Origin of the sequence: Pseudoduganella sp. (assembly GCF_041914865.1) — a bacterium.
Taxonomy (GTDB): Bacteria; Pseudomonadota; Gammaproteobacteria; order Burkholderiales; family Burkholderiaceae_D; genus Rugamonas.
The window spans coordinates 24,786-36,880 of sequence record NZ_JAYSCO010000014.1 but is presented as its reverse complement, the minus strand read 5'-3'; the positions used below and the strand labels follow the sequence as shown (position 1 = coordinate 36,880).

Sequence of the window (12,095 nt, the reverse complement as noted above, 5' to 3'; positions counted from 1 at the left end):
CGAGCATGCGAAAGCCGCACTGAAATCTTCCGAGGACGTATTGAGGAAAATCAAAAGTGCGCTGTGGGTGTCCGAATGTCAGACCTGACCCCGAATTTTTGCCAAGAAAAATGCCGCCCGGCGGTGGCGGGGCGGCATGGTGGTGGTGGCGTTTCGTTTATTTCTGCTTCGGATATTTGATCTTCATTTCCTGCAGCAGGTTGTCGGCGTGGTCGACTTCTTTCATCACCCACAGCATGTAACGGGCGTCGAGGTGGATGGCGCGGGTGATGTCGCGGTCGAAGTACCAGTCTTTGGTGATCGATTCGTACGTGGAGTCGAAATTTAATCCAATCAGCTCGCCGCGCTTGTTGACGATGGCGGAGCCGGAGTTGCCGCCGGTGGTGTCGGCGGAGGACAGGAAGTTGACCGGGACCGTGCCCAGTACCGGGTCCTTGAACTGGCCGTAACGCTTGGCTTTCACCGCTTCCAGCAGCGCTTTCGGTGCGTCGAACGGGTCTTTGCCGGTGTGCTTTTCGACGATGCCTTCTACCGTCGTGAACGGGCCTTTGGTTACGCCGTCTTTCGGGGAGTAGGCGGAAACGGTGCCGTAGGTGACGCGCAGCGTGGAGTTGGCGTCCGGGTAGACCGGCTTGCCTTGCGATTTCTTCCAGGCGATCACGGCGCCCATGTATTGCGGGATGATCTTTTCCAGGGTGCCGTCAACTTCTTTGCGCTGGTCTTCCAGCGCCATCGCTACGTCGTGCATGCGCACGGCGAGCTTGATGAAGGGGTCGTCGGATTGCTGGAACTCGGCTGGCGATTTGTCCATCCAGGCCAGGCGGCTGGCGGTATCGGCGAGCTTGGTTTGCTGGTACATGGCTGGCACGTCGGCGACCGCTGGCAGCAGCGGGTCGAGGCTGCGCGCTTTGCCGGATGCTTTGGCGTAGCGCTGCAGGCCGGAGACGTAGCGCGCCTGGTCGACCGCCGGCACCAGCGATTGCTCGAGGCGGCTCAGGCGGGCTTTGATGTTGGCGATGTCGCGTTCCTGGTAGCCGGTTTCGCGTTCGGCGTCGGGCTTCTGTTTTTCCAGGGCCAGGCGGTACAGGGTGCGGGCGCTCTTCAGCAGGTCGCTGTTGGTGGCCATGCCGTAGAAGAAGTCTTCGTTGGTCTGCGCCATGTCGGCGGCGATGGCGGCGTCCAGTTCGGGCAGCAGCTGGCGCGAGGCGTCGGCTTGCTTGCCGTACCAGGCGCGGAATTCGGCGTCCTGGGCGTCTTTGATGGCGGCCAGGTCTTTGCGGGCGAAGCCGTCCAGCAGGCCCTGGGTTTTCTTCATGCGGTTGTTGATCGACTTGACCACGCTGGCGTAGCGGACGACGTGGTTGTCGTTGCCTTTGGTGGCGGCGGCGATGGCGTCCAGGTCGGCCTGGTAGTCGGCCACCATGGCTGGGTAGTTGACGTCGCGCGCGAAGCGGATTTCCGCCGGCAGCTTGTAGCGGCTGGTGCGGCCCGGGTAGCCGGCTAGCAGGATCGGGTCGCCGTTCTTCAGGCCTTCGGCGGAAACCACCAGGAAGTCTTTGGATTTGTACGGGACGTTGTCCGGCGACGGGTCGGCTGGGCGGCCGTCTTTGCCGACGTAGGCGCGCAGGAAGGCGTAGTCGCCGGTGTGGCGCGGCCATTCGTAGTTGTCGATGTCGCCGCCGTAGTTGCCGATCGATTCGGCGGGCGCGTACACCAGGCGCACGTCCTTGATCATCATCTGGCGGATGCGGTAGTACTCGGCGCCGCGGTGGAAGGCGGGCACGGAACAGCGGTAGATCTTGTCGCTTTCGCATTCGGCGACCAGGGCTTTGATGCGCTTCTTGGCTTCTTCGTGGCGTGCTTTGCCGGACAGCTTTTCCAGGCCGTTGTTGACGCGGGCGGTGACGTTTTCCAGCTTGTCGGTCACGTAGACGCGGGTGGTCGGGCCGCCCGGCAGTTCTTCGGCGCGGGTCTTGGCCAGGAAGCCGTTGGCGATGTAGTTCTTTTCGGCGGTGGAGTTGCGCTGGATGGCGCCGTACGCGCAGTGGTGGTTGGTGACCACCAGGCCTTCAGGGGAGACGAACGATGCCGAGCAGCCGTCCAGGGAGACGATGGCGCTCATCGGGTGCTTGGACAGGTCGGCCAGGCGTTCCGCCGGGATGGTGATGCCGATGCGCTTCAGTTCCGCCTTCAGTTGCGGCAGCTGGTGCGGTTGCCATTGGCCCTCGTCGGCCATGGCAGGAACGAAAGCGGCTGCCATGGCAGCCGAAAGTGCGAGTTTTTTGAGCAAGGCAGTCCCCTGATGGTGTAAAAGCACCGGCAGTATATGCGTTCCGGGGCCGCAGGGCTATTGATTGATTAGCAACGGCAGGCGCACGATGATGCGGCAGCCGGCGCCCGGCTCGTACTCGCCCAGGGTGAAACTGCCGTGCAGGGCGTCGGCGCGCTCCTGCATGCCGATCAGGCCGAAGGAGCCGGGACGTTCGCGGCAGGAGGGGGCGATGCCGATGCCGTTGTCTTCCACTTCCAGCTGCACGCCGCCCTCGCCCGCTTCCAGCCGCACGGTCACCTGCGTGGCGCGCGAGTGGCGCAGCGCGTTGACCAGGGCTTCCTGCACGATGCGGAACAGCACCAGGCTGGTTTCGCTGTCGATGGCGGCCATTTCGGCGTCGCCGGGCAGCGCCAGTTCGTAGTGCAGGTTGCTGCGGTGGCGGAAGTCGTTGACCAGCCATTCCAGCGCGGCGGCCAGGCCCAGGTCCAGCACGGAGGGGCGCAGTTCGTTCATGATGCCGCGCACACTGCGCAGGGTGGCGTCGATGTTGGCCAGCGCGGCGGAGACGCGGCGCGCGAAGCGGCCCTGGCGGCCGCCCATGCGTTCATTGAGCTGTACGATGTCGAGCTTCAGCGCCAGCAGGTTTTGCCCCAGTTCGTCGTGGATTTCGCGCGCGATGCGTTTGCGCTCTTCTTCCTTGACCGAGGCCATATGGGCCGACAGCTGGCGCAGCTGGCCGTTGGTGTGCAGCAGTTCGGCGGTGCGCTGCACCACGCGCGATTCCAGGTTGCGGTGCAGGTCCTGCAGGGCGCTTTCGGCCTGCTTGCGGCGGCTGATATCGGTCAGCACCGCCACCACGCCGGCCACGCCGCCGTCGGCGCCGGACAGGCTGCGCAGCGACAGGCCGGCCTGGAATTCGGCGCCGTCGGGCCTGCGCCCGGCCAGTTCGCCCTGCCAGCTGGCTTCTTCCAGTATCATCTGCGCCGCTTCGGCGCCGCAGATATCGGCCAGGTCGCGGCCAATGGCTTGCGCTTCGGTGTAGCCGCTGATGGCGGTGAAGGCGGGATTGACGGCCACGATCACGCCGTCGGCATCGGCCACGGCCACGCCTTCGCCCAGGGTGTCCAGCACGGCGAAGGCGCGCCGCAGGGCGGCCTCGTGCTGCTCGCGCGTGCGCAGGTCGCTCAGCACCATGCGGATGGCGTCGCCGGCCTGGTCCAGGTTGGCTTCGATGCGTACGCGGCCGCCTCCCAGGTCTTCGAACAGCTGCGCTTCGATGGCGCTGCTGCTGCCGTCGGCGCGCAGGCGGGCCAGCAGCGCGCGCAAGGCGGCCTGGCTGGCCGGCGCCAGGAAACGCTCGACCGGCTGCCCCGGCAACTGGTCGAGCGGCATGCCGAACAGCGCCGCCGCGGCGCGGTTGGCGCCGGCGATGCAGCCGTCGCGCGCCAGCGCCAGGTAGCAGACCGGGGCCTGGTCGAACAGGCCGGCGTAGCGCAGCAACCCTTGCTCGGCCTCCCGCTTCTGACGCCCAAGTTCGGCCAGGGCGGCACTCTGCACCTCCAGTTCCAGCTGGCTGACTTGCAGCTCGTGCCATTGGCGCAGGGCGTCGGTTCGGGTCATCAGGCGGTGCCTCCTTCGGGCGTCAGGCGTGCTTCCAGCAGTTTGAGTTCGGTGACATTGACGAAGGTTAGCACCAATCCGTCGATCACGTTGTTTACGGTGCGGTAAGGCATGATGCGCACCATGAACCAGCGCCCGTCGCGGGTCGGGATCTGGCGTTCGCAGAACACCAGGCTGCGCAGCACTTCCTTGGCATCGTGCTCCATATCCGGGTACACCAGGTCGTTGGCGATATCGCTCAGCGGACGATTCAGGTCGGTGGCGATCAGCTTGTAGAGCTGGGTGGCCTGGTTGGTGTAGCGCCGGATGTTCATCTGGCTGTCCAGGAAGATCACGGCGATGTCGGTGCTGTTCAGCAGGTTCTTCATGTCGCTGTTGACCAGCGACAGGTCGTCCACCTTCGATTGCAGTTCGGCGTTGACAGTGTACAGCTCTTCGTTCAGCGACTGCATTTCCTCCTTGGAGGTGGTGAGTTCCTCGTTGGTCGACTGCAGTTCCTCGTTGGTCGATTGCAGTTCTTCGTTGGCCGCTTTCAGCTCCTCGCGCGAGGTCTGCATTTCTTCGCGCACCGCCTGCAGCTCCAGGCGCGCCATGGCCAGCTGCTGCTCCAGCTCCTGCGGCCGGGTGTCGCTGCGGCTGCCGCGCTTGCGCGGCGGCACCGGCGACGCCTGGAACGTGACCAGCAGGCTGTGGCCGGAATGGGCGTCGTCGCGCACCACTTCGGCCGTCATGTCCACCAGCAGCGATTGGGCGCCGTCCTTGAACAGCAGTTCGCGCACGGTTTCCATGCCTTCGCCGCGGCTGGCGCGCTCGATCAGGTCGGCCAGCTCGTAGCGCAGGCCGTCGCGCGCCATGGCGTGGATATTCCAGTTGGCGCGGCCGGCGGCCGGCTCCAGGAAGGTGCCGGTGCGGCCGTGGATGTACAGGATGTCGCCATCCGAATTGATCATGACGGCTGCCGGCGTGTGGCTCTTGAGCAGCAGGTGTTCTATTTGAGTCTGGATATTGCCATTCATGGTCATGGTAGTCACTTCGATGGAACTCGGTTGCGCGGCCTTGGCGATCTTGGTCGGGAAGTAGTTCGCCACGCGTTGCGTGCTGGCGTCCAGGCGGCGGTAGATGCGGCCGCAGCCCGGCACTGGCGTAAACAATTCATTGTAGCTGCCCGGGGTATCGGCGCTGCCCAGCACCAGCAAGCCTTCCGGTTTCAAGGCGTAGTGGAACAACGGTATCAGCTGTTCCTGCAGCTTGGGGTTGAAATAGATTAGCAGATTGCGGCAGCTAAGAATGTCGAGCTTGGTAAAGGGCGGATCGGAGATGATGTTCTGCTGCGCGAAGATGATCATATTGCGCAGTTCCTTGCGGATGCGGTAGGAAGCCCCGTCGGCGATGAAGTAGCGCTGCAGCCGCTCGTGCGACATCGCGTCTTCCACGCCGCGGCCGAACTGGCCCTGGCGCGCCTTGTCGATGGCGTCGCCGTGCAGGTCGGTGGCGAAGATCTGCAGCGAATACTTGCCGGCTTCGCCGGCGCGCTGCACGGCTTCGTCGAACACCATGGCCAGGGTATAGGCCTCCTCGCCGGTCGAGCAGGCCGGCACCCAGGCTTTGAAGGCGGCGCCTTCCGGGTTGGCGGCCAGCAGCGCCGGGATGGTTTCATTGCGCAGGTGCTCCCACACCGTCGGGTCGCGAAAGAAGCTGGTCACGCCGATCAGCATTTCGCGGAACAGCAGCTGCACCTCGCCCGGGTTGTCGCGCAGGTAGGCGACGTATTCCTCCATCGACTCATGCTGGTGCAGCTTCATGCGGCGCTCTATGCGGCGCAGCACGGTGCTCATCTTGTATTCGGTGAAGTTGTTGCCGGTATGGCGCTGCAGCAGCGACATCAGCTCGCGCAGGGCCTGGCGCCGCGCGCGCGCCGCGCCGTGCGCGCCGCCGTGCGGCACCGAGCGCACCTGGCACAACCACATCGGCATGGCGCCCGGCGCCGCCACGAAGTCGGCCACGCCGGCCGCAATCGCGCTGCGCGGCATGGAGTCGAACTTGGCGGAATTGGGTTCCTGGGCCAGCGTCACGCCGCCCGCTTCCTGGATCGCGCGCAGGCCGGCGGTGCCGTCGGTGCCCATGCCGGAGAAGACCACGCCGGCGGCGGCCTGCCCTTTTTCGGCCGCCAGGGTGCGGAAGAAGGAATCGATCGGGTAGCGGGCATGCAGGTCGGCCGCTTCCACCGCCATCAGCTTGGAGCCCGAGAAAGCCAGGTCAAAGCTGGGCGGCGCCACGTAGACATGGTCCGGACGCACTTCGATCGACTCGGCGATCTCGCACACTTCCATGCTGGTGATGCGGCGCAGGAGCTCGGGCAGCAGGCCGCGCCGCGACGGATCCTGGTGCTGCAGGACGATGAATGCCATCCCGCTGCGGGATGGCATGGAGGCCAGGAATTCGGAGATGGCGTCCAGGCCTCCGGCCGAGGCGCCCATGCCGACGATCTGCACCGCCTGGCGCTGGCGTGGCAACTCGCCCGGGTCGGATTCGGGGGAAACTAAGGGGTTAGTCATCCCGCCATCATGCCAGCGCCATCGTGAAATGGCAAACCGACAATTACAACAAGCGCTTAGTCAGGCGATGTGCACAGGCAGTGCGTGAGCGCCATGAACGGCTTGCGCTGCGCGGTCATGTCGTTCAGCCAGCCCAGGTCCTGCACCACTTCCTGCGCCACGCCGGCCGGCACGCCCGCCGGCAGCAGCTGCACGCGCGCCTGTTCGCCGTAGGCCTTGGCCACGGCCTTGGCGGCGGAGGCGCCGAAGAACTCCAGCACTTTGTCGAAACGCGACACTTCGCGCTCGATGTAGACCACGCGCGGCTCGCCGGTCAGCTTGGCGCGGCGCGCGGCCGCCTTCAGCGCATCCTTGTAGCCGCCCAGGGTGTCGACCAGGCCGCGTTCCTGCGCCTGGGCGCCGGTCCACACGCGGCCCTGGCCCACGGCGTCGATCTTGTCCGGCGTGGTGTTGCGCGCCTTGGCGGCCTTGGTGGTGAATTCGTCGTAGGTGTGGCCGATGGCGCCCTGGATCAGCTGGCCGAAGCGCGGGTCCATCGGGCGCAGCGGGTTGCCGGCGTCGCCCAGCCAGGTGGTGGTCTGGCCGGCGGTGTGGATGCCCAGCTTGTCGATCACTTTCTCCACGGTCGGGAACAGCGCGAACACGCCGATCGAGCCGGTGATGGTGGCCGGGTCGGCGATCACCTCGTCGGACGCCATGGAAATCCAGTAGCCGCCGGATGCGGCCACATTCCCCATCGAGACCACCACCGGCTTGCCGGCGGCGCGCGTCAGTTCCAGCTCGCGCCGGATCAGTTCCGAACCGAAAGCGCTGCCGCCGGGCGAATCCACGCGCAGCACCACGGCCTTGATCGAGCTGTCCTCGCGCGCCATGCGCACCAGGCGCGCGGTGGAGGCGCCGCCGATCTGGCCGGCCGGCGCGTCGCCGTCGCTGATCTCGCCCACCGCCATCACCACGCCGATGGCGTCGCCGGTCAGCTTGGGATAGGTGCGCGCCAGGTAGTCGTGGTAGCCCACCTGGCGGAACGATTTGGCGGCCGGGTCGTGCACGCCCATCTTGGTCACCAGCGCGCGCAGTTCGTCCTTGGTCTTCAGGCCGTCCACCAGTTTGGCGTCCAGCGCCACCTTGGCCAGGTTGCCCTTGGCCTCCGCCACCAGGGCCGGCAGGTTGTCGATGGTCTTCATCAACCCGCCTTCCGGCAGCTTGCGCGATTGCTCCACCTGGGCGGTGTAGCGCGCCCACAGGTCGTTGTTGAGGAAGGCGTCCGCTTCGGCCGCCGCCTGCGACGGGCCGTTGGCGATGAACGGTTCGGCGAAGCTCTTGTAGGTGCCGACCTTCATCAGGTTGACGGTCACGCCCACCTTGTCCAGCGCATCGCGGTAGTAGTTGCGGTATTTGCCGAAGCCTTCCAGGAACACCGCGCCCATCGGGTGCAGGTAGACCTCGTCGGCGTGCATGGCCACCTGGTACTGGCGCTGGTTGTAGCTGGAACCCCAGGCCACAACTTTCTTGCCGCTGGCCTTGAAGCGGTCCACGGCGGCGCCGATCTCGCGCAGCATGGCCTGGCCGCCGCCCTGCATTTCGTCGAGGATCAGGACAGCGCCGGCGATCTGCGGGTCTTTGGCGGCGGTATCGAGCACGTTCAGCACGTCGCGCAGCTGCACCGATTTGCGTACTTCGCCGCCGGCCAGGCCGGCCATCAGCGCGTCGCGGCTGCTGCCGTGCGATTGTTCGACCAGGACGCCTTCCAGGTTCAGCACCAGCATGGTCTTGCTGCCGAGCGGTTTGGCGCCGCCGCCGAAGATGGCGGCCAGTAGCAGCACCACCACCAGCAGGAACAGGAAGTTCATGGTGGCGCGGCGGCTGTTATCCACGGCGCGCCAGAACCAGGCAAAGCCACTGCGGATATACGAGAAAACAGAGCGGGACATCTCTACTCCTAATGCTAAAAAAGTAACTACTCCACACTATAAGCGACATTCGCCCTGGCCGGGGAAGAAATCAGGTACAGCCCAGCCATGACCAGGGCGCCGTTCAGCACCAGCAGCTCCAGCCCCATGCGGTAGCTGCCGAACAGCAGCTGCTGGTTGTAGTCGACCAGTGCGCACAGCAGCGGGCCGGCCAGCGCCACCCACGGCACCAGCCGGTCGTTGACGGCGCGCTTGCTCAGCAGGCCGAAAGCGAACAGGCCGAGCAGCGGGCCGTAGGTATAGCCGGCCAGCTTCAGGATCACGCCGATCATGCTGGCGCTATCGATCCATTTGAACACCATCACCAGCAGCAGGAACAGCGCGCAGAAGGACAGGTGCACGCGGTGGCGGATGCGCAGCTGGGCCCCCTCGCCCAGGTCGGCGCGCCGCTTCAGGCCGAGGATGTCGATGCAGAAGGAGGACGTCAGGGCCGTGATGGCGCCGTCCGCGCTCGGGAACAAGGCGCTGATCAGGGCGATGATGAACACCAGCTGCAGCATGGCCGGCATATGGCCCATGACCACGGCCGGGAAGATCTTGTCGCCGGCCGCCGTCACGCCCACTTGCGGCGCATACAGGTGCAGCAGTCCGCCCAGCAGCAGGAACAGCGACAGCACCACGAACAGGATGGCGGTCAGCGCCAGCATGTTCTTCTGCGAGTCGGCCAGCGTGCGGACCGAGATATTCTTCTGCATCATCTCCTGGTCCATGCCGGTCATGGCGATGGTGATGAAGGCGCCCGCCACCACCTGCTTCCAGAAATAGGCCGGGCTGTCGACGTCCATGGTGAAGACGCGCGCCAGGCCGCTGGAACGCATCTGCTCCACGCTTTCGACCAGGCCCAGCCCCATCTGGTTGAGCAGGAACACGACGCAGGCCACCAGGCCAAACAGCATGCCGGTGGTTTGCAGGGTGTCGGTCCAGACGATGGTCTTGACCCCGCCCTCGTAGGTATACAGCAGGATCATGACGAGGATGACCAGGTTGGTGGCCCAGAACGGCACGCCCAGGCTGTCCAGGATGGTGGCCTGCAGGATGTTCACCACCAGGTACAGGCGCGCGGTGGCGCCCAGCGTGCGCGACAGGATGAAGAAGGCGGCCCCGCTCTGGTAGGAGCGGCGCCCCAGGCGCACGTCCAGGTAGTGGTAGATGGAGGTCAGCTTGAGCCGGTAGTACAGCGGCAGCAGCACGAAGGCCACCGCGATATAGCCGAGCGTGTAGCCGAGCATGATCTGCAGGTAGCCAAAGCCGTCGCGCCCCACCGCGCCGGGCACGCTGATGAAGGTCACGCCGCTCAGCGTGGTGCCGACCATGCCAAAGGCCACCAGCATCCAGTTCGAACTCTTGTTCCCGATGAAGAAGCTGTCGTTGTTGGCGTTGCGCGAGGTGGCCCAGGCCACGCCAAGCAGCAGGCCAAAATAGGCCAGCACCACGAGGAAAAGTGAAACAGGTGACATTTTATTATCCAGCTGTGAAACAATTTGGCCTGCAATATACCGTAGAATCACCGCATGTACGATCAAACCACCATTGAATTCGCCCGCGCCCAGGAGGCGCAGGTGCTGCCGCTGGAGTACCGCGTCCACGCCCAGGCCGACGGCCGCAGCGAGGGCCGCGAAGAATGCATGCGCGATTATGCGCGCGTGCTGTACTCCTCCTCTTTCCGCCGCCTGCAGGGCAAGATGCAGCTGCTTGGCGTGGATGCCAACCGCTTCAACCGCAACCGCCTGACGCACAGCCTGGAAGTGGCGCAGATTGCCCGTTCCATCGCCGCCGACCTGGGGCTGGAGCGCAGCGTGGTGTCCGAGACCTGCGCGCTGGCGCACGATATCGGCAATCCGCCCTTTGGCCACTACGGCGAGAAGATCCTGGATGAACTGGCGGCCGATGCCGGCGGCTTCGAGGGCAATGCGCAGGCTTTCCGCACCCTGCGCACGCTGGAGAAAAAGCACCACGCCTACGCCGGCCTGAACCTGACCGTGCGCTCCCTGCTCGGCATCACCAAGTACTTCCAGCGCCGCAGCGACAATCCGAAAAAGTTCCTGTACGACGACGATTACGAATTCCTGAGCGGCCAGCTGGCGGCGCACGGCGTCACGCTGCGCAAGAGCATCGACGCCCAGATCATGGACCTGGCCGACGAAATCGCCTACGCTGCGCACGACGTGGAAGATGCGCTCAGCTTCGGCATCATCACCTGGGGCGAGATCGTCCACGAGTTCAAGATCAGCAAGGACTTCTCCGGCGCCTACGAGCAGTTCTCCGCCATCGCCAACCACGCGCACGCGGTGGCGCTGGACTGCGATATGCAGGAAAGCTCGGAGGAATACTCGATCGTACTGCGCAAGGAACTGACCTCGCAGATCGTGCATGAACTGTGCCGCGACATCGCCGTCATCGAGGGCCAGCACGGCCCGGAGCTGGGCTACCGCAGCAAGGGCCTGCTGGCGCGCGGCCTGAAAAGCCTGCTGTGGCGCGCCATCCTGCGCAAGAAGGACGTGCAGCTGTACGAAAAGCGCGGCGAGAAGATCATCCGCGGCCTGTTCGAAGTGCTGACCGATAAGAACTACAACAAGGGCGGCATCCTGCTGCCGCCGGCCATCCGCAGCCTGAAGGACTCGCGCGAACGGCTGGTGGTCGACTACATCTCCGGCATGATGGATTCCTACGCCGCCAAGGAGTACGAAAAGTACTTCGGCCCCGGCAGCCTTGACCGCATTTATCCCGTCGCATGAACGATTCGCGCAACGAATACGAGCGCCGCATGAACCGCGTGCTCGACCACATCGACCGCAACCTGGACGCGCAGCTCGACCTGCCCGCGCTGGCCGACATCGCCAATTTCTCGCGCTACCACTTCCACCGCATCTTCGCCGGCTGGATGGGCGAGACCATCGGCGACTATGTACGGCGGCGCCGGCTGGAAGTGGCGGCCGGCAAACTGGCGGCCGGCGGCACCGTGCTGGAAGTCGCGCTGTCCACCGGTTTCGGCTCCGGCGAAGCCTTCGCGCGCGCCTTCAAAGCCCGCTTCGGCAGCACCCCGAGCGAATGGCGCGCCAGCACCCCCGAACGCACCGCCGCCTTCCTGGCGGGGCTGCGCGCGCAACATAGCAATTTTGATCAGGCGAACCGCAAGCACGGTCAGGCCGGCGCCGGCGCGAACGGCGACCATGGCGACTCCAACAACCCATATGGAGAAAACACCATGGACGTGAAAGTAATCGACCTGCCCCCAGCCCGCGTAGCCTACCGCCGCCACATCGGCCCGTACGGCCCGGCCATCGGCGAATTCTGGGGCCGCACCATGATGCCCTGGCTGCTCGGCCACTGCCTGGGCGGCGCCACCTGCTATGGCATCGGCCACGACGACCCGAGCGTGACGCCAGCCGACAAATGCCGCTACGACGCCTGCGTCGAGATTCCGGACGGTTTCGAGCCGGGCGGCCAGTTCAGCGTCGCCCACCTGCCGGGCGGCCGCTACGCAGTCACCCGCTATACCGGCTCGCCGCGCGATATCGGCCCGGTGTGGAACCGGCTGATGAAGGAATGGCTGCCATCCAGCGGCCTGCAATGCGACGAGCGCCCGTGCTTTGAACGCTACGAAGGCCTGGCCACGCAGAACGACGGCACCTTCAGCTGCGACATCTGCATCCCGGTACGAGCCCTGTAAAGACCAAG

Annotated in this window: 7 protein-coding genes; 2 read left to right on the top strand and 5 right to left on the bottom strand. The window is 65.3% G+C overall.

The genetic code is table 11. The features are described from left to right. Positions 1-157: 157 nt before the first annotated feature. Genes ACE3TQ_RS09175 through ACE3TQ_RS09155 form a run of 5 tightly spaced genes read right to left on the bottom strand, consistent with a single transcriptional unit; the run spans position 158 to position 9,874 of the window. On the bottom strand, positions 158-2,290 hold the full coding sequence (locus ACE3TQ_RS09175; RefSeq protein ID WP_374581799.1) for a S46 family peptidase: 2,133 nt from the start codon (positions 2,288-2,290) through the stop codon (positions 158-160). A gap of 57 nt (positions 2,291-2,347) precedes the next feature. Then, positions 2,348-3,892 carry a PAS domain S-box protein gene (locus ACE3TQ_RS09170; protein WP_374581797.1) on the bottom strand — a complete coding sequence of 515 codons (1,545 nt, stop codon included), beginning with the start codon at positions 3,890-3,892 and terminating at the stop codon, positions 2,348-2,350. Further along, positions 3,892-6,447 carry a chemotaxis protein CheB gene (locus ACE3TQ_RS09165; RefSeq protein ID WP_374581796.1) on the bottom strand — a complete coding sequence of 852 codons (2,556 nt, stop codon included), beginning with the start codon at positions 6,445-6,447 and terminating at the stop codon, positions 3,892-3,894. The genes ACE3TQ_RS09170 and ACE3TQ_RS09165 overlap by 1 nt, the downstream gene beginning before the upstream one ends. A gap of 56 nt (positions 6,448-6,503) precedes the next feature. Further along, positions 6,504-8,378 carry a signal peptide peptidase SppA gene (gene sppA / locus ACE3TQ_RS09160; protein ID WP_374581795.1) on the bottom strand — a complete coding sequence of 625 codons (1,875 nt, stop codon included), beginning with the start codon at positions 8,376-8,378 and terminating at the stop codon, positions 6,504-6,506. Positions 8,379-8,404: 26 nt separating this feature from the next. Further along, positions 8,405-9,874: a sodium:solute symporter gene (locus ACE3TQ_RS09155; protein WP_374581794.1), complete on the bottom strand. Its 1,470-nt coding sequence runs from the start codon at positions 9,872-9,874 to the stop codon at positions 8,405-8,407. Positions 9,875-9,928: 54 nt separating this feature from the next. Between ACE3TQ_RS09155 and dgt the strand changes: the two genes are divergently transcribed. Together dgt and ACE3TQ_RS09145 are read left to right on the top strand one after the other, a co-directional pair. Beyond that, complete coding sequence (gene dgt / locus ACE3TQ_RS09150) at positions 9,929-11,152, top strand: dGTP triphosphohydrolase (RefSeq protein WP_374581793.1); 1,224 nt, start codon at positions 9,929-9,931, stop codon at positions 11,150-11,152. After that, a complete protein-coding gene (locus tag ACE3TQ_RS09145) occupies positions 11,149-12,087 on the top strand; it encodes a GyrI-like domain-containing protein (RefSeq protein WP_374581792.1) in 939 nt (312 codons plus the stop codon). The genes dgt and ACE3TQ_RS09145 overlap by 4 nt, the downstream gene beginning before the upstream one ends. Positions 12,088-12,095 lie beyond the last annotated feature (8 nt).